This window comes from Pseudomonas sp. S07E 245, from assembly GCF_019599025.1.
Classification (GTDB): domain Bacteria; phylum Pseudomonadota; class Gammaproteobacteria; order Pseudomonadales; family Pseudomonadaceae; genus Aquipseudomonas; species Aquipseudomonas shirazensis.
Genome location: NZ_CP080625.1, coordinates 82,990 through 104,937, shown reverse-complemented (window position 1 = coordinate 104,937; position 21,948 = coordinate 82,990). Strand labels below are relative to the sequence as shown.

At 62.6% G+C, this 21,948-nt stretch carries 18 protein-coding genes; 14 read left to right on the top strand and 4 right to left on the bottom strand.

Features of this window, described 5'->3' with window-relative positions:
* Positions 1 to 194: 194 nt before the first annotated feature.
* The 6 genes from gap (at position 195) to K3F44_RS00475 (ending at position 6,964) form a co-directional block, all read left to right on the top strand.
* Positions 195 to 1,196 carry a type I glyceraldehyde-3-phosphate dehydrogenase gene (gene gap / locus K3F44_RS00500; protein ID WP_101316958.1) on the top strand — a complete coding sequence of 334 codons (1,002 nt, stop codon included), beginning with the start codon at positions 195 to 197 and terminating at the stop codon, positions 1,194 to 1,196.
* Between the two features lie 141 nt (positions 1,197 to 1,337).
* Positions 1,338 to 1,850, top strand: a complete 513-nt coding sequence (locus K3F44_RS00495; RefSeq protein ID WP_101316956.1) for an RNA polymerase sigma factor — start codon at positions 1,338 to 1,340, stop codon at positions 1,848 to 1,850.
* A 93-nt stretch (positions 1,851 to 1,943) separates the two neighbouring features.
* Positions 1,944 to 2,906: a FecR domain-containing protein gene (locus K3F44_RS00490; RefSeq protein ID WP_220633164.1), complete on the top strand. Its 963-nt coding sequence runs from the start codon at positions 1,944 to 1,946 to the stop codon at positions 2,904 to 2,906.
* Between the two features lie 138 nt (positions 2,907 to 3,044).
* A complete protein-coding gene (locus K3F44_RS00485; protein ID WP_220633163.1) occupies positions 3,045 to 5,621 on the top strand; it encodes a TonB-dependent receptor in 2,577 nt (858 codons plus the stop codon).
* A 268-nt stretch (positions 5,622 to 5,889) separates the two neighbouring features.
* Positions 5,890 to 6,498 (top strand): biliverdin-producing heme oxygenase, encoded by a 609-nt coding sequence (locus K3F44_RS00480; RefSeq protein WP_220633162.1) that lies wholly within the window; start codon positions 5,890 to 5,892, stop codon positions 6,496 to 6,498.
* 52 nt (positions 6,499 to 6,550) lie between these two features.
* Positions 6,551 to 6,964: a YbaN family protein gene (locus K3F44_RS00475; protein WP_220633161.1), complete on the top strand. Its 414-nt coding sequence runs from the start codon at positions 6,551 to 6,553 to the stop codon at positions 6,962 to 6,964.
* Position 6,965: 1 nt separating this feature from the next.
* On the opposite strand, the gene arcD (K3F44_RS00470) is transcribed toward K3F44_RS00475, so the two are convergent.
* Positions 6,966 to 8,393, bottom strand: coding sequence for an arginine-ornithine antiporter (arcD, locus tag K3F44_RS00470; RefSeq protein ID WP_220633160.1), 1,428 nt, complete (start codon positions 8,391 to 8,393; stop codon positions 6,966 to 6,968).
* 425 nt (positions 8,394 to 8,818) lie between these two features.
* On the opposite strand from arcD (K3F44_RS00470), the gene arcD (K3F44_RS00465) reads away from it, so the two are divergent.
* The 7 genes from arcD (K3F44_RS00465) to K3F44_RS00435 all read left to right on the top strand — a co-directional run bounded on the left by arcD (K3F44_RS00465) (position 8,819) and on the right by K3F44_RS00435 (position 16,654).
* Entirely contained in the window at positions 8,819 to 10,246 is a 1,428-nt protein-coding gene (gene arcD / locus K3F44_RS00465; RefSeq protein ID WP_101316946.1) for an arginine-ornithine antiporter, read from the top strand.
* Between the two features lie 31 nt (positions 10,247 to 10,277).
* On the top strand, positions 10,278 to 11,534 hold the full coding sequence (gene arcA / locus K3F44_RS00460) for an arginine deiminase (protein ID WP_150572047.1): 1,257 nt from the start codon (positions 10,278 to 10,280) through the stop codon (positions 11,532 to 11,534).
* Positions 11,535 to 11,604: 70 nt separating this feature from the next.
* On the top strand, positions 11,605 to 12,615 hold the full coding sequence (locus K3F44_RS00455; RefSeq protein ID WP_101316942.1) for an ornithine carbamoyltransferase: 1,011 nt from the start codon (positions 11,605 to 11,607) through the stop codon (positions 12,613 to 12,615).
* A 108-nt stretch (positions 12,616 to 12,723) separates the two neighbouring features.
* Positions 12,724 to 13,653 (top strand): carbamate kinase, encoded by a 930-nt coding sequence (gene arcC / locus K3F44_RS00450; protein ID WP_101316940.1) that lies wholly within the window; start codon positions 12,724 to 12,726, stop codon positions 13,651 to 13,653.
* A gap of 56 nt (positions 13,654 to 13,709) precedes the next feature.
* Complete coding sequence (locus K3F44_RS00445) at positions 13,710 to 14,078, top strand: DUF5064 family protein (protein WP_101316938.1); 369 nt, start codon at positions 13,710 to 13,712, stop codon at positions 14,076 to 14,078.
* Between the two features lie 109 nt (positions 14,079 to 14,187).
* Positions 14,188 to 15,696 (top strand): sigma-54-dependent transcriptional regulator, encoded by a 1,509-nt coding sequence (locus K3F44_RS00440; RefSeq protein ID WP_220633159.1) that lies wholly within the window; start codon positions 14,188 to 14,190, stop codon positions 15,694 to 15,696.
* Positions 15,697 to 15,796: 100 nt separating this feature from the next.
* A complete protein-coding gene (locus K3F44_RS00435; RefSeq protein WP_220633158.1) occupies positions 15,797 to 16,654 on the top strand; it encodes an SDR family oxidoreductase in 858 nt (285 codons plus the stop codon).
* Between the two features lie 54 nt (positions 16,655 to 16,708).
* On the opposite strand, the gene K3F44_RS00430 is transcribed toward K3F44_RS00435, so the two are convergent.
* Positions 16,709 to 16,873 (bottom strand): hypothetical protein, encoded by a 165-nt coding sequence (locus K3F44_RS00430; protein ID WP_220633157.1) that lies wholly within the window; start codon positions 16,871 to 16,873, stop codon positions 16,709 to 16,711.
* 315 nt (positions 16,874 to 17,188) lie between these two features.
* On the opposite strand from K3F44_RS00430, the gene K3F44_RS00425 reads away from it, so the two are divergent.
* Entirely contained in the window at positions 17,189 to 17,398 is a 210-nt protein-coding gene (locus tag K3F44_RS00425) for a hypothetical protein (protein ID WP_101316932.1), read from the top strand.
* Positions 17,399 to 17,500: 102 nt separating this feature from the next.
* On the opposite strand, the gene K3F44_RS00420 is transcribed toward K3F44_RS00425, so the two are convergent.
* Positions 17,501 to 20,650, bottom strand: coding sequence for an efflux RND transporter permease subunit (locus tag K3F44_RS00420; protein WP_220633156.1), 3,150 nt, complete (start codon positions 20,648 to 20,650; stop codon positions 17,501 to 17,503).
* Between the two features lie 24 nt (positions 20,651 to 20,674).
* The gene (locus tag K3F44_RS00415; protein WP_220633155.1) at positions 20,675 to 21,934 is read right to left on the bottom strand and encodes an efflux RND transporter periplasmic adaptor subunit; all 1,260 of its coding nucleotides are present in this window, start codon (positions 21,932 to 21,934) and stop codon (positions 20,675 to 20,677) included.
* Between the last annotated feature and the right edge of the window lie 14 nt (positions 21,935 to 21,948).

Here is a 21,948-nt window from a genome sequence, read left to right as displayed (position 1 = left end):
CTGGTGCAACGTGGAAGCAGCTCGCCCGACCACTCGTTGTATGTTTACACAAAATACTGCCATCAAAAGGGCTTGTTTTCTATCCCATAACGCATAATCTTGTAATTCCAATAACAAAATCGTTTCAGTGAATGCGTGCTCCACGGCAATAGGCCTTGTGCCACAGCCTTCACCCGACTGCCAGAGGTATTACCATGACCCTACGCATCGCCATCAACGGATTCGGCCGTATCGGGCGCAACGTCCTGCGCGCACTGTATACCCAAGGCTACCGGCAAGACCTGCAGGTCGTCGCCATCAACGATCTGGGCGACAGCGCGATGAACGCCCACCTGCTCAAGTACGACAGCGTCCACGGCATTTTCGATGCACAGGTCGAGGCCGATCATGAAAGCCTGACCGTCAACGGCGACCGCATCGCGGTCAGCGCCATCCGTAATCCGGCCGAGCTGCCGTGGAAGGCCGAAGCCATCGACGTCGTGTTCGAATGCACCGGGCTGTTCACCGACCGCGCCAAGGCTGCAGCACATTTGAGCGCCGGCGCCGGCAAGGTGATCATTTCGGCGCCGGGCAAGGGCGTTGACGCCACCATCGTCTACGGGGTCAACCATGATGTGCTGCGTGCCTCGCACCAGATCATCTCCAGCGCCTCCTGCACCACCAACTGCCTGGCGCCGATTGCCCAGGTGCTGCACCGCGAGTTCGGCATCGAGCAGGGTTTGATGACTACCATTCACGCCTACACCAACGATCAGGTCCTGACCGACGTGTACCACAGCGACCCATACCGGGCGCGTTCGGCCACCCAGTCGATGATCCCGAGCAAGACCGGCGCCGCCGAAGCGGTCGGCCTGGTGCTGCCGGAACTGGCGGGCAAGCTGACCGGCATGGCCGTGCGCGTGCCGGTGATCAATGTGTCGCTGGTGGACCTGACCGTCAACCTCAAGCGCGAAGCCAGCGCCGAGCAGGTCAACCAGCTGTTCCTCGAGGCCAGCCGCCACTCGCGGGTACTGGGTTACAACGCCCTGCCGCTGGTGTCGTGCGACTTCAACCACAACCCGTTGTCGTCGATCTTCGATGCCAACCACACCCGCAGCAACGGTCGCATGCTCAAGGTGCTGGCGTGGTATGACAACGAGTGGGGCTTCTCCAACCGCATGCTCGACAACTGCCTGGCGCTGCACAACGCGCAGTAAGCTGGCTCGCCCAGCAGCAGCGCAGACATTGCGCTGCCTGCTCGGGCCGGACATACGCCTCGCAAGGGGTCGTTTTAACGCTTGACCAATACAGGTGATGATAAGCATTATCATTAACCTCCGTATCGGCCAGGTCGCCCCGTGAGTCAGTCACGCTTCAATATCGTCTTCCTAACCCAACGCCTCAGCCTGCTGCGCACGCTGCAAGGCATGGTGGGCAACCCCAGTACCGCTGAAGACCTGCTCCAGGAAACCTACCTGCGGGTAACCCGCGCCCTCGGCGAACGGCCGGTCGAACACCTTGAGCCGTTCGTGTTCCAGACTGCCCGCAACCTGGCCCTGGATCACCTGCGCGCCCGCCGCGTACAAGCGCGCACGCTGGTCGAGGATGTACCCGAGCAAGTCCTGCACAACGTCGCCGCCCCCACCAGCAGCAGCGAGGACGCCGCCCACGCCGAGCAGTTGCTCAAGCACCTGAGTGTCAGCCTTGGCCAACTGAGCACGCGCCAGCAGCGCATCTTCATCCTCAGCCGCCTGCACGGCGCCAGCTACCTGGAGATTGCCGAGCAGTTGCAGGTTTCGGCGAGCACGGTGCAAAAGGAACTGAAACTGATCATGGCCATCTGCATGGGTGTGGCCGAGCGGCTCAAGTAAGCCGACCACTGGCCCGCCAGGATCGGTAAAGCGCTTGCCTTGGCCCGTTGCAGCCCCGATCATTCGGCAAAATCCCCCAAGCAAGGACCCTTCGTGACCGACAGCCCCAGCCCACGCCCGACACCTGCCGGGCCCGATGCCCGCGCGCGTGCCATGGACGAGGCACTGGACTGGCTGCTGCGCCTGCAATGCGCCAGCGCAGCAGACACCGCAGCCTTCGAGGTCTGGCTGAGCGCTGCGCCGGAAAACGCCGAGGCCTATGTCGAGGCCGAAGCGGTGTGGAACGGTGCGCCCCTGCGCCAGGCCGCCGGGCAGATGCATCAGGCCCAGCGCAAAACCCCAGCGGCTCGCCTGCGCCGCCACTGGAAGCCACTGGCCAGCGCAGCCGTGCTGCTGGTCGGCCTGTTCACCTTCGGCAACCTGCCGGTGCGCCTGCAGGCCGATCACCTGACCGTGGTCGGCGAGCGCCATCGGCTGCAACTGGACGACGGCACCAAGGTCCTGCTCAACACCGACTCGGCGTTTGCCAGCGATGTGCGCGACGGCCAGCCAGTGGCCCGCCTGCTGCAAGGCGAGGCGTATTTTCAGGTAAGCCGTGCCGGTGAGCAGGCGCTTGAGGTGCAGGCCGGGCCGATGCGTGCGCAGGTCCGCGACACCGACTTTGCCGTGCGCTACCTGGATGGCCAGGCGCAGGTCCGCGTGCAGCGCGGCGATGTTGACCTGCACGCTGCCAGTGATCAGCACATTCGCCTGCGCGCCGGTGACAGCATCAGCGTTGGCCCGCAGGGTTTTGGCCAGCCCAGCCGCCCCGATATGGGCCAGGATCTGGCCTGGGTCGAGGGCCGCCTGGTGTTCGAGAACTGCCCGCTGAGCGAAGTGCTGGCCGAGGTGCGCCGTTACTATCCGGGCTGGATCATCAGCCGCAACGGCGCGCTCGAGCAGGTTGCCGTGACTGGTAACTACCGCCTCGACCAACCGCTGGAAACCTTGCGCGCGCTGGCCCAGATCACCTCAGCCAGGCTGCATGAATACCCGGCGCTGGTGATCCTCAACTGAATCGCTGACTGCCGCCTGAATTATTTTTACGCGATCGCTACCGACAACACGTCTCGTTATAGCCAATGCAACTGATTCTTGTTTTTAAACAAGAACAAGCATCACCTATAACAGTTCGCGCGTCTGGGAGCGCTTTCGATGTCCACAGCTCAACTCCGCCCGTCACCCCGCCGCCTGGGGCAGCTGTCTCTGCTGACCTTGGCCCTGATCGCCAGTGGCGCCGTCAGCCTGCCGGCCCCGGCCGCAGAGCCGGCCCAGGCCAACAGCCCGCGCATGGGCGATTACCGCTTCAGCATCAGCCAACAGCCGCTGGTTGCGGCCATCAACGCCTTCAGCCAGGTTACCGGCTGGCAGGTCGGCTTCAGCGCCGAGGTCGCCGAGGGTATCTCATCGCCCGGCGTTCAGGGCTCGCTGCCAGCCGAGCCTGCGCTGCAGCGTTTGCTGCAAGGCACCGGGCTGAGCTACCGCAAGATCGGTAACGGCAACGTGGTGCTTGAACGCCAGTCGGCCAGCAGTGTGATTGCCCTGCAGCAACTGACCGTCAGCGCCACCCGCAGCGCCCAGGATGTCAGCCAGGTACCGAGCACCGTCACTGTGCAGACCCGCGAGCAGCTGGATCGACAGAACGTCAACGATATCCAGCAATTGGTGCGTTACGAGCCGGGTGTTTCGGTTGGCGGCACCGGCCAGCGCAGCGGCCTCAACGGCTACAACATCCGCGGCATCGACGGTGAACGGATCCTGACCCAGATCGACGGAGTGTCGATCCCCGACAGTTTCTTCTACGGCCCCTACGCGCAGACCCAACGCAATTATGTCGACCCGGAAATCGTCAAGCGCGTGGAGATACTGCGTGGCCCGGCTTCGGTGCTGTACGGCAGCAACGCCATCGGTGGCGCGGTCAGCTACTTCACCCTCGACGCGGACGACATCATCAAACCGGGCAAGGACTTCGGCGCACGCTTGAAGACCGGCTACAGCTCGGCTGACGAAAGCTGGCTGACCTCGGCCACCATCGCCGGCCGTCAGGGCGATGTCGACGGCCTGCTGCACCTGAGCCAGCGTAACGGCCATGAGACCGAGTCCTATGGCGAGCACAACGGCACCGGCCTCGATCGCACCGCGGCCAACCCGGAAGACGTGCGCACCACCAACGTGCTGGCCAAGGCCGGCTGGAACTACGCCGACGATGCGCGGCTGGGTTTCACCTACGAAAACTACAAGGATGATCGCGACCAGAACATCCTCAGTGCCGTGGGCGGGCCGTTTATCCCAGGCGGTGGCGCGAGGAACATGTACCGCGCGCGCCAGGGCAACGACACAGTTACCCGCGAACGCTTTGGCATCAACCATGAATTCGGCCTCGACAGCCTGTTCGCCGACCGCGCCAAGTGGAGCCTGAACTACCAGATCGCCAAGACCGACCAGCGCACCGAAGAGCTGTATGTCGCCTCGGGCCGCCAGGTGGCGCGTGATCGCAAGACCACCTACAAGGACCGCCAGTGGGTATTCGACGGGCAGTTGGACAAGTCCTTCAGCATCGGCCAGACCGACCATCTGCTGACCTACGGCACCACCCTCAAGCACGAAGAAGTCACCGGTACGCGCAGCGGCAGCGGCACCTGCCTGAACGTCGGCGGCAGCTGCACGGCAGTAGGCCAAGCCAGCGATGGCCAAGTGCTGGTCAGCGACTTCCCCGACCCGACCGTCGACACCTACAGCCTGTTCGCCCAGGACGAAATCCGCTGGAACAGCTGGACCTTCCTGCCCGGCGCGCGCTACGACTACACCCGCATGCAGCCAGAGATGACCGACGCCTTCCTGCGTGGCATTCAGGGCACCGGCGTCGCTCCGACTGCAGTCGACGACTCGGACAAGAAGTGGCATCGCCTGTCGCCCAAGCTTGGCGTGACCTACGCCTTTGACGACAACTACACCTGGTACGGCCAGTACGCCGAAGGCTTCCGCACGCCGACGGCCAAGTCGATGTACGGGCGCTTCGACAACCCGATTGTGGGCTACCGGGTAGAGGGTAATCCGGACCTGGAGCCGGAAAAAAGCAAGAGCTATGAAACCGGCCTGCGCGGCAACTTTGCCGCAGGTAACTTCGATGTCGCGGTGTTCTACAACAAGTACCGGGATTTCATCAACGAAGACGCCGTGCAGTCGGCCAACCTCGGCACCACCTTCCAGGCCAGCAACATCAAGCACGCCACCATCAAGGGCGCCGAGTTCAAAGGCCGCTTGAACCTCGATCACTTTGGCGCACCGCAGGGCCTGTATGGCCAGACCTCGATTGCCTATGCCAACGGTCGCAACGATGACAATGGCCAGCCGATCAACAGCGTCAACCCGCTGACCGGCGTGTTTGGTCTCGGTTATGACCAGGCCGACTACGGCGCCCTGCTCAGCTGGACTTTGGTCAAACGCAAGACCCGCGTCGACGACAGCGCCTTCTTCGCTCCGGACGGCGCCAGCACCCAGTTCCGCAGCCCGGGCTACGGCGTGCTCGACTTGAGCGGTTTCTACAAAGTCACCGACGACGTCACCGTCAACGCCGGGCTGTACAACCTGACCAACAAGAAGTACTGGCAGTGGGATTCGGTGCGTGGCTACGACGGCCAGGGCGAAGCGGCGGTGACCCAGCCGGCCAACCTCGACCGCCTGACCATGCCCGGGCGCAATTTTGCCGTGAACGTCATCTGGGATATCTGACCTGCGCCGGCGCGATGCCCCGGCGAAACTGATATCTGGCGGGCGCCGCGTTCCCTGTAGGAGCGGCCTTGTGTCGCGAAAGGGTCGCGTAGCGGCCCCGGCATTCTGTGGTGCTGCGCAGATCCTGGGCCCGCTACGCGCGCCTTTCGCGACACAAGGCCGCTCCTACATGGACCTGCGCTGCCAGGACTATTGAGCATGAATTTTTACTGTGTTCAGCCCGCTTGTTCGTCTCGTAACTAGACCGCCCTTTTTCCAAGGATCCACCATGAACAACGCCGCCAACGCCGAGCGCCCGCTGCTGCGCTCGCAACGCCTGAATCAAGCGACCAACGCCCCACACACCGAGCTCGACGCACTGGTCAAAGCCCACGCGCCGTTTGCCAACCGTGACAACTTTGCCCGCTTCGTGGTCGCCCAGTACCTGTTTCAGTCCGAGCTGCAGGCGCTGTACAACGACCCACAACTGATCGCTATCGTGCCCGACCTGGCCGCACGCTGCCGCGCCGATCAGGCTCGCCTGGACCTGGCCGATCTCGATACCGCAGTGCCGGCGCCCGTGGCTGGCGCGTTGCAGGCGCCGAGCCTGGGCGAGGCACTGGGCTGGATCTTCGTCTCCGAAGGCTCCAAACTGGGCGCCGCTTTTTTGATCAAGCGTGCAGTGGCACTGGAGCTGTCCGACAGCTTTGGCGCACGTCACCTGGGTGAGCCGGCCGGTGGCCGTGCCGAAGGCTGGAAACAGTTCACGCGCATCCTCGACGGCCTGGAGCTGTCGGCTGAAGAAGACGCAGCCGCCGAGCGTGCTGCAGTCGCCGCCTTCGAGCGCTTCACCGAGTTGCTCAAGCATGCCTACGCGGCAGAAGTCGCGCCGGCCTGATACGCTTTACCCGGTCACCGCGGTGGTGGCCGGCCGTTTTTGCAGTGAGACCATGACCCAACTTGCCCGCTCGAAACTGACCCGCCTGCTGTACGCGATCCTGGCTTATGTGAGCCTGGGGATCGGCTTGGTGGCGATTGTCATTCCGGGCCTGCCGACCACCGAGTTCATTCTGCTTGCAGCCTGGGCCGCGACGCGCAGCTCGCCGCGCCTGAGCGCCTGGCTGGAGAACCATCGGCTGTTCGGGCCGATCCTGCACAACTGGCGCAACGGCCGGGTGATCCAGCGCCGGACGAAAATCAGCGCCACCGTGAGCATGCTGATATGCGCCTGCCTGATGCTGACCTTTCTCGAGCACCGTTGGCCGGTGTTTCTGGCCATCGCCGGCATGAGCCTGGGCAACCTGTGGATCTGGTCACGCCCGGAGCGCGTTCAGCCCGCAGCCTCCAACTGCAACGCCGGCTGAGCTAGAGCGTCAACAACCCCGCGTACAGCGCATACGCGGCCACGCCTGCACCTGCCAGCACCGCAGCGAAAATCAGCTTTTCCCAGCCGGTGAAGAGCGCCTGGCCCTGCTCGTGCTTGGCCCTTGCAAACAGAATCACCCCTGGCGCATACAGCAACGCCGACAGCAGCAGGTACTTGAGCCCGCCGGCGTACAACAGCCAGATCGCGTAGACCAGCGCCAGGCCGGCCACCGTCAGGTCCTTGCGGCGCAGCCCGGCTTGCTCGGCATAGCCTTCACCGCGCAGCGCCAGCAGCACCGCATAGGCCGCCGACCACAAGTACGGCACCAGAATCATCGACGACGCCAGATAGATCAGGCTGGTGTAGGTGCCTGCCGAAAACAGCGTGATCAGCAAAAAGCCCTGGATCATGCAGTTGGTCAGCCACAGCGCGTTGGCCGGCACGTGATTGGCGTTCTCGACGGCGAGAAAACGCGGCATGGTCTTGTCCTTGGCCGTGGCGTAGAGGATCTCTGCACACAACAGTGCCCACGACAGCAGCGCGCCCAGCAGTGACACCGCCAGGCCAAGGCTGATCAGCAGCGCGCCCCATGGGCCGACGATATGCTCCAGCACCGCTGCGAGCGACGGGTTCTGCAACCCCGCCAGCTCCGGCTGGGTCATCACCCCAAGCGAAAGCACGTTGACCAGCACCAGCAAGGCGAGCACGCCGAGAAAGCCGATCACGGTCGCCTTGCCCACGTCTGAACGGCGCTGGGCCCGCGCCGAGTACACGCTCGCGCCCTCGATGCCGATAAACACGAACACGGTCACCAGCATCATGTTGCGGACCTGCTCCATTACGCTGCCGAACTGCGGGTTGCTCGCGCCCCAGAAGTCGCGGGTGAAGACTTCGGCACGAAACGCCACGGCGGCAATCATGATGAAAATCAGCAGTGGCACTACCTTGGCCACGGTAGTGATCAGGTTGATGAACGCGGCTTCCTTGATCCCACGCAGCACCACAAAGTGCACGCACCAGAGCAACACCGAGGCGCAGCCGATCGCCACCGGCGTATTGCCCTCGCCGAACATCGGGAAATAAAACCCCAGGGTGCTGAACAGCAGTACGAAGTAGCCGACGTTGCCCAGCCAGGCGCTGATCCAGTAGCCCCACGCCGAAGAGAAACCCATGTAGTCGCCAAAGCCGGCCTTGGCGTAGGCATACACCCCCGAGTCGAGTTCGGGTTTGCGGTTGGCCAGGGTCTGGAACACGAACGCCAGCGCCAGCATGCCTACGGCGGTGATGCCCCAGCCGATCAACACAGCGCCGGCGTCGGCGCGGGCGGCCATGTTCTGCGGCAGCGAAAAGATTCCGCCACCAATCATCGAACCCACTACCAGCGCAATCAAAGCACCGAGTCGCAGTTTATTTCCAGGCTCGCTCATTGGGCGCCCACCGTTGGTTGATGTCATCTGCACGCAAAACTTTTGAGCCCATATAAATAGCGCTGTATATGCGCTGTCACCCTTAAACGCTATAGCACTAATAGCAACACTGTCTATAGGCGATCCTGTGGGCCAGTGGGAGGCTGCCGGGCAACTATAGCCTCTGCAGTAATAATTTTAATTTACGCTGAAAATTTGCCTATCCAGTAAAAGCGGCTAGTTTGAAACATCGCAGGCAGAACAGAGTGTTTACTCTAGCTAGACATGGAGTTGCCGGTGCAAAGGCCTGCAGCAGAGCGGTCGGCACACTCCAGGAGACACGTCTGGCCCAGGCCTTACGTTGCCATGAACTGATCTACATCAGCGAATGCCGGCGGCGTCAGGTTTACCATGACGTCAACTTTCTCCTGGTACGGAGTCGTTAAATGTCTGATTCTCCCGAAAAACTTAAACTCGGCGCACTGGTCGCACTTGTGGTCGGCTCGATGATTGGTGGCGGGATATTTTCCCTGCCGCAAAACATGGCCGCCAGTGCCGGTGTTGGCGCGGTATTGATTGGCTGGGCAATTACCGCAGTAGGCATGTTGACCCTGGCGTTCGTATTCCAGACCCTGGCCAATCGCAAGCCCGATCTGGACGGTGGCGTGTATGCCTACGCCAAGGCTGGATTTGGTGACTACATGGGCTTTTCTTCAGCCTGGGGTTACTGGATCAGTGCCTGGCTGGGCAACGTCGGTTACTTCGTGCTGTTGTTCAGCACGCTCGGTTATTTCTTCCCGGTATTTGGCGAAGGCAACACGCCGGCGGCGGTGATCGGCGCCTCGATCCTGCTCTGGGCCGTGCATTTTCTGGTGCTGCGCGGGATCAAGGAAGCCGCCTTCATCAACCTGGTGACGACCATCGCCAAGGTGGTGCCGCTGGCCTTGTTCGCGCTGATCTGCCTGTTCGCGTTCAAGCTCGACGTGATCACCGCCGACATCTGGGCGGTCGGCTCGCCGGACCTGGGCAGCGTGATGAACCAGGTGCGCAACATGATGCTGGTCACCGTGTGGGTGTTCATCGGCATCGAGGGCGCGAGTATCTTCTCCTCCCGCGCAGAAAAACGCGCCGACGTCGGCAAGGCCACGGTAATCGGCTTTATCACCGTGCTGCTGTTCCTGGTGCTGATCAACGTGCTGTCGATGGGCGTGATGACCCAACCGGAACTGGCCAAGCTGCAGAACCCGTCGATGGCGGCAGTGCTTGAGCATGTGGTCGGCCACTGGGGCGCGGTGCTGATCAGCGTCGGCCTGATCATCTCGCTGCTAGGGGCGTTGCTGTCGTGGGTGCTGCTGTGCGCCGAGATCATGTTCGCGGCGGCCAAGGACCACACCATGCCGGAGTTCCTGCGCCGCGAAAACGCCAACCATGTCCCGACCAACGCCCTTTGGCTGACAAACGCGATGGTGCAGGTGTTCCTGATCATCACCCTGTTCTCGGCCAGCACCTACCTGTCGCTGATCTACCTCGCCACCTCGATGATCCTGGTGCCCTACCTGTGGTCGGCGGCCTACGGCTTTCTCATGGCGCTGCGCGGCGAAACCTACGAACAAGCACCCGGTGAGCGGCGCAAGGACCTGCTGATCGGCGCCATCGCCCTGCTCTACGCGATCTGGCTGCTGTATGCCGGCGGCATGAAGTACCTGCTGCTGTCGGCGCTGCTGTATGCGCCTGGGGCGATCCTGTTCGCCAAGGCCAAGCGTGAACTGGGGCAACCGATCTTCACCAGCATGGAGAAGCTGATCTTCGCCGCAGTAGTCGTCGGCGCGCTGGTGGCGGCCTACGGCCTGTATGACGGTTTCCTGACCCTTTAATCACCGAATCTGCATCATGGAGGCAATCACCATGTCCACCGAAAACCTCAAGTACGGCGTCCATTCCGAAGCCGGCAAACTGCGCAAAGTGATGGTCTGCTCCCCAGGCCTGGCACACCAGCGGCTGACCCCAAGCAACTGCGACGACCTGCTGTTCGACGATGTGATCTGGGTCAACCAGGCCAAGCGCGACCACTTCGACTTCGTTACCAAGATGCGCGAGCGCGGCATCGAAGTGCTGGAAATGCACAACCTGCTGACCGAGACCGTGCAGATCCCTGAAGCTCTGAAGTGGATCCTCGACCGCAAGATCACCGCCGACACCGTCGGTCTGGGCCTGACCAACGAAGTGCGCAGCTGGCTCGAAGGCATGGAGCCGCGCCGTCTGGCTGAGTTTCTGATTGGCGGCGTGGCCGGCGAAGACCTGCCTGAAAGCGAAGGCGCCAGCGTGATCAAGATGTACCGCGACTACCTCGGTCACTCCAGCTTCCTCCTCGACCCGCTGCCCAACACCCAGTTCACCCGCGACACCACCTGCTGGATCTACGGCGGCGTCACGCTGAACCCGATGTACTGGCCAGCGCGCCGTCAGGAAACCCTGCTGACCACCGCCATCTACAAGTTCCACCCACAGTTCACCAACGCCGAGTTCGAAATCTGGTACGGCGACCCTGACCAGGACCACGGCAAGGCCACCCTGGAAGGCGGCGACGTGATGCCGATCGGCAATGGCGTGGTCTTGATCGGCATGGGTGAGCGCACTTCGCGCCAGGCCATCGGCCAACTGGCGCAGTCGCTGTTCGCCAAGGGCGCGGTAGAAAAAGTAGTGGTCGCCGGCCTGCCCAAATCGCGCGCGGCGATGCACCTGGACACCGTGTTCAGCTTCTGCGACCGCGACCTGGTCACGGTCTTCCCGGAAGTAGTCAAAGAGATCGTGCCGTTCGTGATCCGTCAGGACAGCAGCAAGCCGTATGGCCTGGACGTGCGCCGCGAGCACAAGAGCTTCATCGAAGTGGTCGCCGAGTCGCTCAACCTGAAAGAGCTGCGCGTGGTGGAAACCGGCGGCAACGCCTTTGCCGCCGAGCGCGAGCAGTGGGATGACGGCAATAACGTGGTCGCGCTCGAGCCTGGCGTGGTCATCGGCTACGACCGCAATACCTATACCAATACCCTGCTGCGCAAGGCCGGGGTCGAGGTCATCACCATCAGTGCCGGCGAACTCGGCCGTGGCCGTGGCGGCGGCCACTGCATGACCTGCCCGATCATCCGCGACCCTATCGATTACTGAAATAGCCAGCACCCCGGCCGCGCTCACCAGGCGCCGGCCGGGTACCTCACCGAATCCAAGGAGAACTGTCATGGCGTTCAACATCCACAACCGCAACCTGCTCAGCCTGGAACATCACACCACGCGCGAGCTGCGCTACCTGCTCGACCTGTCCCGCGACCTCAAGCGCGCCAAGTACACCGGCACCGAGCAGCAGCACCTGAAGGGCAACAACATTGCCCTGATCTTCGAAAAGACCTCGACCCGCACCCGCTGCGCGTTCGAAGTGGCCGCCTACGACCAAGGCGCCAACGTCACCTACATCGACCCCAATTCGTCGCAGATCGGTCACAAGGAAAGCATGAAGGACACCGCACGGGTGCTCGGGCGCATGTACGACGCCATCGAGTACCGCGGCTTCAAGCAGGAGATCGTCGAAGAGCTGGCCAAGTTTGCCGGGGTACCGGTGTTCAACGGCCTGACCGATGAATACCACCCTACCCAGATGATCGCCGACGTGCTGACCATGCGCGAAAACAGCGACAAGCCGATCCACGACATCAGCTACGCCTACCTGGGCGACGCCCGCAACAACATGGGCAACTCGCTGCTGCTGATCGGCGCCAAACTCGGCATGGACGTGCGCATTGCCGCGCCCAAGGCGCTGTGGCCGCATGATGATCTGGTCGAACGCTGCCACAAATACGCCGAAGAAAGTGGCGCGCGCATCACCCTCACCGAAGACCCGAAAGCGGCGGTCAAAGGCGTCGATTTCGTCCATACCGACGTCTGGGTATCGATGGGCGAGCCAGTCGAAGCCTGGGGCGAACGCATTCAGCAACTGCTGCCTTATCAGGTCAACGCCGAGCTGATGAAGGCCACCGGCAACCCGCGGGCCAAGTTCATGCACTGCCTGCCGGCGTTCCACAACTCCGACACCAAGGTCGGCAAGCAGATCGCCGAGCAGTACCCGCACCTGGCCAACGGTATCGAAGTGACCGACGACGTGTTCGAGTCGCCGGCCTGCATTGCCTTTGAGCAGGCGGAAAACCGCATGCACACGATCAAGGCGATCCTGGTCTCGACCCTGGCTGATCTCTGACCGACCCGCTGGGCTGGCGTGGCCGCTGCGGGGTGAATTGCTGCTTGTCAGCACGTTCACCCGCAGCGGCCACGCCGTCTGCTCCTCTCTGCCAAAGGACACTTCACCATGCGTATCGTTGTTGCACTGGGCGGCAACGCCCTGCTCCGCCGAGGCGAGCCTCTCACCGCTGACAATCAGCGAAGCAACATCCGCACCGCCACCGAACAGATCGCCAAGATCCACCCCGGCAATGAACTGGTCATCGCCCACGGCAACGGCCCGCAGGTCGGTTTGCTGTCGCTGCAGGCCCAGGCCTACAAGCCGGACGAAGCCTACCCGCTGGACGTGCTTGGCGCTGAAACCGAAGGCATGATCGGCTACATGATCGAACAGGAGCTGGGCAACCTGCTCGACTTCGAAGTGCCGTTCGCCACCCTGCTCACCCAGGTCGAAGTCGACGCCAACGACCCCGCCTTCAAGGACCCGACCAAGTTCATCGGCCCGGTCTACAGCAAGGAGGACGCCGAGCGTCTGGCCAAGGACAAGGGCTGGGTGGTCAAGCCTGACGGCGACAAATACCGCCGGGTAGTCGCCAGCCCGAAACCCAAGCGCATCTTCGAAATCCGTCCGATCAAATGGTTGCTGGAAAAACGCAGCATCGTGATCTGTGCCGGGGGCGGCGGCATCCCCACCATGTACGATGAAAACCGCAAGCTCAAAGGCATCGAAGCGGTGATCGACAAGGACCTGTGTTCGGCCCTGCTGGCTGAACAGCTGGACGCTGATCTGCTGGTCATCGCCACCGACGTCAATGCCGCGTATGTCGACTTCAACAAGCCCACGCAGAAGGCGATTGCCCAGGCTCACCCGGATGAACTGGAGCGGCTTGGCTTTGCCGCAGGCTCGATGGGACCCAAGGTGCAGGCTGCCTGCGACTTCGCCCGCAACACCGGCAAGGTCGCGGTGATTGGCTCGCTGGCCGACATCGAAGAGATCGTCAAAGGCACCGCCGGCACTCGGGTATCCACCGCCAAGCCTGGAATAAGCTACCGTTGATTGCAGTTGGCGGGTGCCGGTCGCCCGCCGTTTTCACACCTTTGCGAGGAGCTATCATGGCCAAGTTCGAGCCAGGTCACGTGCATATCGAGCGCATGGCGCTGCACAACCAGGATCACAGCTACGACCTCAACATCAACTACGAAGTGGCCACGGACCCCAAGGACGGCGCCGGCATCCAGTTTCGTATGCACGGCAGCATCGAAGGCAAGCCGGTCGATGAGACGTTCTTTCTGGCCAAGGACCAGGTCCTGCCGAGCTTTCTCAGCATCGCCACGCGCAAGGCCCAGAGCTACATGCCGCAGCCGAAAAAATTCGAAAGCATGGGCTCGTCGCACAAAATCTATGACCTGATGTTTGAAGACATCCGCCAGAAGCTCGCGGTCAAATCCGGCGACTGCGTCAAGCCTGAGCATCTGGAATAGCCTCTACGGCGACAGTACCGCCGGCAGTTTTGTTGATGCACAAGGCTTGAAGCCTGAGGCGGGCGCGGCATACTGAGCGCCTCTGCGGCCACAGCCTTGTACGCTCCCCATGCGCATTCATGTCAGCTTCATCGACCGCGTCGGCATCACCCAGGAAGTCCTGGCCCTGCTCGGTGCCCGCCATCTCAACCTGGACGCCGTGGAGATGGTCCCGCCCAACGTCTACATCGACGCCCCGACCCTCAGCCCGGCGGTGCTCGAAGAACTGCACGATGCCCTGCTGGAAGTGCACGGCGTGCAATCGGTGGAAGTGGTCGACATCCTCCCCGGCCAGCGCCGCCACCTGCAGCTGGATGCCTTGCTGGCAGCCATGAGCGACCCGGTGCTGGCCGTCGACAGCGCCGGCAAGGTGTTGCTGGCCAACCCGGCGCTGATCGCCCTGTGCGGGCGCGAGTCGGCCGGGCGTTCGGTTGGCGAGCTGTTCAAGGACCCGGCCCTGCTGCAGGCGCTGCTGGACAACAACTTCCACCTGCCGATGCGCGAGATGCAGTTCGACGGCCACAGCCTGCTCCTGGATGCCACGCCGATCACCCATGCCGGCGGCCTGCTGACGCTGTACCCGCCCAAGCGTATGGGGGAGCGCTTGTCGGCGCTGCACCATGATCACGCCGAAGGCTTCGATGCGCTGCTCGGCGACTCGCCAGCCATTCGCACCCTCAAGGCCCGTGCCCTGCGTGTGGCGGCGCTGGATGCGCCGTTACTGGTGCATGGCGAAACCGGCACCGGCAAGGAGCTGGTGGCCCGCGCCAGCCATGCCCTGAGCAGCCGTCAGGGCGCGCCGTTTCTGGCTCTCAACTGCGCCGCGCTGCCCGAGAGCCTGGCCGAGAGCGAACTGTTCGGCTATGCCCCGGGCGCGTTTACCGGCGCGCAGCGCGGCGGCAAGCCGGGGCTGATGGAGCTGGCCAACCAGGGTACGGTGTTTCTCGACGAAATCGGCGAAATGTCGCCGTACCTGCAGGCCAAGCTGCTGCGTTTTCTCAACGACGGCAGCTTTCGCCGGGTCGGTGGCGATCGCGAGGTCAAGGTCGATGTACGCATCATCAGCGCCACCCACCGTGACCTCGAGCACATGGTCAGCGAGGGCAGCTTTCGCGAGGACCTGTTCTACCGCCTCAACGTGCTCAACCTGCAAGTGCCGCCGCTGCGCGAGCGCGGCCAGGACATTCTGCTGCTGGCGCACTACTTCATGCAGCAGGCCTGCACACAGATCCAGCGCCCGACCTGCCAGCTCGCCCCAGGCACCCATGCAGCGTTGCTGGCCAACCCGTGGCCGGGCAACGTGCGCCAATTGCAGAACGTGATCTTCCGCGCTGCGGCCATCTGCGACAGCGACCTGGTCGACATTGGCGACCTGGACATCGCCGGCACCGCGGTGCGCCGAGGCCAGGACACCGAGGTGGCCAGCCTTGAGCAGGCAGTTGGCGATTTCGAGCGTGAGCTGCTGCAGCGCCTGTACCCCAGCTATCCCTCGACCCGGCAGCTGGCGGCACGGCTGAATACCTCACATACTGCGATTGCTCAGCGCCTGCGCAAGTACGGGATTCCTGCCAAACCCTGAGGCTTGACCACTGGTCGCGTTGACCGTGCATGCACTCCAACTCCCGCGGATGAGCTCCTTCCAATAACAGGAGCCTTTCATCTCAACAGGAGTACCGACCATGCGCGATTACCCTACGCCACCGTTTCCGGCACAACCGCAGGACGTACCCGGCGAGCAGCAGAAGATGCAACCGCTCCCCGATTGCGGCGAACACAGCTACAAAGGCAATGGCCGCCTGCAGGGCAAGATTGCCCTGATCACTGGCGGCGACAGCGGCATCGGCCGCGCCGTGGCGATTGCCTATGCCCGTGAAGGCGCCGACGTTGCCATCGCTTATCTGAATGAACACGAAGACGCCCAGGAAACTGCCCGTTGGGTCGAACAGGCTGGCCGCCAGTGCCTGCTGCTGCCAGGCGATCTGGCGCACAAGGCGGTGTGCTACGAAATTGTCGACAAGACGGTGGAGAAGTTTGGCCGCATCGACATCCTGATCAACAATGCCGCGTTCCAGATGTCCCACGAAAACCTCGAAGACATCACCGATGACGAGTGGGTGATGACCTTCGATGTGAACATCACTGCCATGTTCCGCATCTGCCAGAGAGCGCTGCCGTCGATGGCCAAGGGCAGTTCGATCATCAACACCAGCTCGATCAACTCCGATTCGCCCAAGCCGACACTGCTGCCGTACGCGACGACCAAAGGTGCGATCGCCAACTTCACCGCCGGGTTGGCGCAGATGCTTGGAAGCAAGGGCATTCGCGTCAACAGCGTCGCACCTGGCCCGATCTGGACACCATTGATCCCGGCGACCATGCCGGTCGAAGAGGTCAGCGAATTCGGTACGCAAACGCCGATGGGCCGCCCTGGCCAGCCGGTCGAAGTCGCCCCGATCTACGTGCTGCTGGGCTCGGATGAGGCCAGCTACATTTCCGGTTCGAGCTATGGCGTGACCGGCGGTAAGCCCATCCTGTAAACCCTGCAAAAAAAGCGGCGCGCATCCCGAGAGATGCGCGCCGCTTTTTCATTTTTACTTGCGCTGCTGGTCTTTCTGACGTGCAGTTTTCTGCGCGGTCGAATCATGCTCGGTGCCCGTCGAGCCGTCTGGCCGGAGTGCATCGTTGTCGCGCTCGGCTTCTCCGGCGGACTTGCTCGGTGTTTGTTGCTGGTGTTGTTTATCGGCGGGGTTGTGCATACATTTTTCTCCTAGCCTTTGCTGTAGTCGGGCGATACCGCAGAACCGCGTCATCTACCTATTGGGAGAAAAACGGTTAGAGATCGTGCCCTATTTTTATCAAAACAAGACGAATGGTCAGGCAATGAAAGTTCAAAAATTGAATTCAACTAACGCTACCGTAATCTTTAGCGCGCCGATTACTCGGTGCCGTTATGAGTGCGCCAACCTAACCAAACTGTAATGGCCCACTCACCCTCGCGTTAACTTCGCCTGGTTAACCTGCATGCGAGAGAAACCGCCGTTCCCGGCAGGTTGACGATAGCGAGGTTAATTATGAAATTGCTGAAGTGCATGGCCATGGCCAGCCTGCTGATTGGAATGACCGGCACCGCATATGCTGAAGGCGGGCATGAGCGCGCCAAGCAATTCAATAAGGATTTTCGGACTGAACAGGCACGACTTTGGGATAGCAAGTCGTTGCAGCAGGATGACAAACAAAAAGTTGCGCAACAGCAGAAACAGCCACGCACTGAAAGTAAGTAAGTTGTCATACCAATAACGGGGCCGCGCAGCGGCCCCGCTCTATTCAATCTTCAATAAAAAAACCCACAATCTGCATTGTGGGTTTTTTGTTGGGCAACTACTTCAAGCCTGCTCTACCTCATCATCACGCCGATGCACCCAGTGATACAGCGCCGGCAACACCAGCAGCGTCAACGCCGTAGACGACAGAATCCCGCCAATCACCACGGTCGCCAGCGGCCGTTGCACCTCAGCGCCGGTGCCGGTGGCCAAGGCCATCGGGATGAAGCCGAGCGACGCCACCAGTGCCGTCATCAACACCGGCCGCAGCCGGGTCAGCGCACCTTCATCCACGGCCAGCCTGACACTGCGACCCTCCTCACGCAGCCCACGGATGAACGCGATCATCACCAGCCCGTTGAGCACCGCGACCCCGGACAAGGCAATAAAGCCGACCCCAGCCGAAATCGACAGCGGGATATCACGCAGCCACAGCGCCACCACCCCGCCGGTCAGGGCAAAGGGAATCCCGGTGAACACCAGCAAGCCGTCCTTGAGGTTGTTGAACATCAGGAACAGCAAGGTCATGACCAACAGCAAGGCCACCGGCACCACGATCTGCAAGCGCTTGGCCGCCGACTGCAACTGCTCGAACTGGCCGCCCCAGCTGGTCCAGTAACCTGCCGGGATGGCGACCGTGCTGGCCAGGGTCTCGCTGGCCTGCGCGACGAACGAGCCAAGGTCACGCCCGCGCACGTTGGCGCTGACCACCACCAGGCGCTTGCCGTTCTCGCGGCTGATCTGGTTGGGCCCCAACTGCAGGTCCAGGCTGGCCACCTGCGACAGGGCGATGAAGCCAATCTGCTGGGCCCCGCTGGCGGCGCTTGCCGGCACCGGAATCAACAGGCTGGACAGCCCGGCAACGTCGGTGCGCAAGGTCTCCGAGAGACGCACCACCATGTCGAAACGGCGGTCGCCTTCATACAAGGTGCCAGCCTCACGGCCACCTACCGCGATGGCGATGGCGTCCTGCACAGCGTCCATGCTCAGGCCATAACGTGCGGCCTTGTCGCGGTCGATATTGATGGTCAGTACCGGCAAGCCGGTGGTCTGTTCGACCTTGACCTCGGACGCACCTGGCACGCCCTGCAACGCCGTGGCGATCTTGGCCGCAGTGCGGTTGAGCACATCCATGTCATCGCCGAAAACCTTGACCGCAACATCACTGCGCACACCGGAGATCAGCTCGTTGAAACGCAACTGAATCGGCTGCGACAGCTCATAGTTGCTGCCCGGCACGCTGGCGGCTGCCTTCTGCACCTGGGCGATCAATGCCTCCCGCGACAGGCTTGGGTCGGGCCACTGGCTCTGCGGCTTGAGCATGATGTAGGCATCGGAGATGTTCGGCGGCATCGGGTCGGAGGCGATCTCGGCGGTGCCGGTTCGGGCAAATATCCGTTCCACCTCTGGGACCTGCTCGATGATGGCTTTTTCCAGACGCTGCTGCATGTCGACCGACTGGGTCAGGCTGGTGCCCGGCACACGCAACGCCTGCAAGGCCAGATCGCCCTCGCTCAGGCTGGGGATGAACTCGCTGCCCATGCGCGTCGCCAGCACGCCGCTGAGCAGTACCACGATGAACGCCCCGGCGAAGGCAAACCGGCGATGCTCCAGCACCCAGCGCAGCACCGGCTGGTAGCCCTGGCGCGCGGTGCGCATGACCACGCCTTCCTCTTCCTTGACCTTGCCGGTGACGAACATGGCAATCGCGGCAGGCACGAACGTCACCGACAGGATCATCGCGCCGAGCAGCGCCAGCACCACGGTGAACGCCATCGGGTGGAACATCTTGCCCTCGACCCCGGTGAGGGCAAAGATCGGCAGGTACACCACCATGATGATCAACTGACCGAAGATCAACGGCCGGCGCGCCTCGCGGGCCGCCGCGAACACCTCATGGAAACGCTCGGTCTTGCTCAGCATGCGCCCGTGCTTGTGCTGGGCATGGGCCAGACGTCGGATGGCGTTTTCCACGATCACCACCGCGCCGTCGACAATGATGCCGAAGTCCAGCGCGCCCAGGCTCATCAGGTTGGCGCTGACCTTGTTGTTGAACATGCCGGTGAAGGTGAACAGCATCGACAGCGGGATCACCATCGCCGTGATCAACGCCGCGCGGATATTGCCGAGGAACAGGAACAGAATCACGATGACCAGGATCGCCCCTTCGATCAGGTTCTTCTTGACCGTGGCAATGGCTTTTTCGACCAGATTGGTGCGGTCATAGACGGTGACTGCCACCACGCCCTTGGGCAGCGTGCGGTTGATCTCGGCGAGCTTGCTGGCAACAGCTTGCGACACGCTGCGGCTGTTCTCGTTGATCAGCATGAACACGGTGCCGAGCACCACCTCACGGCCGTTCTCGGTGGCAGCGCCGGAGCGCAGTTCCTTGCCGATGCTGACTTCGGCGACATTGCTGACGCGGATCGGCGCGCCGCCCACGCTGCTGATGACGATATTAGCGATGTCATCGACAGTGCCCACCTGGCCAGGTGCGCGGATCAGCAATTGCTCGCCACTGCGCTCGATGTAGCCGGCGCCAACGTTGCCATTGTTGCTTTCCAGGGCAGTCAGCAAATCATTCAAGGTCAGCTTGTAGGCAGCCAGGCGCTTGGGATCGGGCGCAATCTGGTACTGCTTGGCGTAGCCGCCAATGGTGTTGATTTCGGCAACCCCGGGCACGTTGCGCAACTGCGGCTTGATGATCCAGTCCTGGATCACCCGCAGGTCGGTCGGGGTGTAGGGCGTACCGTCTTCCTTCAACGCGCCAGGCTCGGTCTCGACGGTCCACAGGAAAATCTCGCCGAGCCCGGTCGATACCGGGCCCATGATCGCCTCGACGCCTTGCGGCAATTGCGCCTTGGCCACCTGCAGACGCTCGTTGACCAGCTGCCGGGCGAAGAAGATGTCGGTGCCGTCCTTGAAAATCACCGTGACCTGCGACAGGCCCGAGCGCGACAGCGAGCGGGTCTGCAGCAGCCCCGGCAGGCCGGCCATGGCCGTTTCCACGGCAAAGGTGATGCGCTGCTCGGTTTCCAGCGGTGAATAGCCTGGTGCGGCGGTGTTGATCTGGACCTGGACGTTGGTGATGTCCGGGACCGCATCGATGGGCAGCTTCTGGTAGCTGTAGACCCCGACCGCAGCCATGATCAGCACCGAGATCATGACCACGATACGCTGCTCGATGGCGAATCTGATAAGACGTTCAAACATGGGCAATCTTCCTTTCGCGGCGCATCAGTGGCTGTGCTCGGCAGTGGCCTTGCCCAGCTCCGACTTGAGCGTGAAACTGCCACTGGCAGCGACCTCGACACCGGCCTGCAGGCCCGTGGTGATTTCCACATAACCGCCGTCACGCCGACCAAGGCTGACCGGGTGCGCCTCGAAGCCGTCGACGCTGCGCACGAATACCGCAGGCTGTGCTTCGAGGGTTTGCACGGCCGACTCGGGCACGGCCACGGCGACCTGGGCCGACTGCGCCGTGACCGCGATATTCACGAACAGGCCCGGGCGCCAAGCCCCCTCGGGATTGGTCAGGGTGACGCGCACGGTCGCCGCGCGGTTCTGCTCACCGAGCAGGCTGCCGACATAGCCGACCTTGCCGTCGACTTCGGCATTCATGTCTGGCGAGGACACCTTGACCGCGCGGCCGGTGGTGACCTTGTTCAAGTCACTGGGCGGCACCGCAAACGTCGCCCAGACCTGGCTGAGGTCGGACAGGATGAACGCGTTGGTGGCCTCGCTGACCACTTCGCCGACGCTCAGGTGCTTCTCCACCACCACTGCATCGAACGGTGCTCGCAGTTCGTAGCGGTTGCCGCCGGCGGCCCCGATGGCAGAGCCGATTGCGGCGATTTTCTGGCGGGCATTGGCCTGGGCAATCTCAGCCTCTTGCAGGGCCTGGCGCGCCTGCAGGTAGTCCTGCTCGGCAGAAATCTTGTCCTGCCACAACTGTTGTTCGCGGGTGAAGGTCAGCCGGGCAAGCTCCAGTCGGCGCTGGGCGGCCTGCTGTTCGCTGCGCAGGTCGGAGATCTGCTGACTGGCGATCACCGCCAGCACCTGGCCCTTGCGCACCGCCTGGCCGAGATTGGCCTGCACGCTTTCGACCACGCCAGGCACCCGCGGCACCACGTGCGCGGTGCGGTCTTCGTCGAAGCGGATTTCACCCGGGAAGCTCACCACGGTGCCGAGCTGGCGTGGCCCTGCAGGGGCGAGGACGATGCCCGCAGCCTTGATCTGCTCGGCACTGAGGGTCAGCTTGCCCTCCTCTTCTCCATGGCCTGCTTCGGTGTGCTCGTCTTCAGCGCCTTCCTGGTGGTCGTGATCATCCTCACCTGAGTTTTTGGCTGGCGTCGCCTGCGTCTCGGCATGGCCATGATCGTCATCCTTGCCATGGGCATCGGCGTGCTGCTCGGTATTCGAGCTCCAGAGCAGGCTGCCCAGGCCGAGGGCGGCCACGGCGGCAACCGCGAGGGCGATCTTGCGTGTGTTGTTCATTGCTACTCCTGCTG

Coding starts and splice junctions, on each gene's coding strand:
- gap (WP_101316958.1), top strand. CDS start 195: ATGACCCTACGCATCGCCATCAACGGATTCGGCCGTATCGGGCGCAAC.
- K3F44_RS00485 (WP_220633163.1), top strand. CDS start 3,045: ATGTCCACAGCTCAACTCCGCCCGTCACCCCGCCGCCTGGGGCAGCTG.
- K3F44_RS00480 (WP_220633162.1), top strand. CDS start 5,890: ATGAACAACGCCGCCAACGCCGAGCGCCCGCTGCTGCGCTCGCAACGC.
- K3F44_RS00475 (WP_220633161.1), top strand. CDS start 6,551: ATGACCCAACTTGCCCGCTCGAAACTGACCCGCCTGCTGTACGCGATC.
- arcD (WP_220633160.1), bottom strand. CDS start 8,393: ATGAGCGAGCCTGGAAATAAACTGCGACTCGGTGCTTTGATTGCGCTG.
- arcD (WP_101316946.1), top strand. CDS start 8,819: ATGTCTGATTCTCCCGAAAAACTTAAACTCGGCGCACTGGTCGCACTT.
- arcA (WP_150572047.1), top strand. CDS start 10,278: ATGTCCACCGAAAACCTCAAGTACGGCGTCCATTCCGAAGCCGGCAAA.
- K3F44_RS00455 (WP_101316942.1), top strand. CDS start 11,605: ATGGCGTTCAACATCCACAACCGCAACCTGCTCAGCCTGGAACATCAC.
- arcC (WP_101316940.1), top strand. CDS start 12,724: ATGCGTATCGTTGTTGCACTGGGCGGCAACGCCCTGCTCCGCCGAGGC.
- K3F44_RS00445 (WP_101316938.1), top strand. CDS start 13,710: ATGGCCAAGTTCGAGCCAGGTCACGTGCATATCGAGCGCATGGCGCTG.
- K3F44_RS00440 (WP_220633159.1), top strand. CDS start 14,188: ATGCGCATTCATGTCAGCTTCATCGACCGCGTCGGCATCACCCAGGAA.
- K3F44_RS00435 (WP_220633158.1), top strand. CDS start 15,797: ATGCGCGATTACCCTACGCCACCGTTTCCGGCACAACCGCAGGACGTA.
- K3F44_RS00430 (WP_220633157.1), bottom strand. CDS start 16,873: ATGCACAACCCCGCCGATAAACAACACCAGCAACAAACACCGAGCAAG.
- K3F44_RS00425 (WP_101316932.1), top strand. CDS start 17,189: ATGAAATTGCTGAAGTGCATGGCCATGGCCAGCCTGCTGATTGGAATG.
- K3F44_RS00420 (WP_220633156.1), bottom strand. CDS start 20,650: ATGTTTGAACGTCTTATCAGATTCGCCATCGAGCAGCGTATCGTGGTC.
- K3F44_RS00415 (WP_220633155.1), bottom strand. CDS start 21,934: ATGAACAACACACGCAAGATCGCCCTCGCGGTTGCCGCCGTGGCCGCC.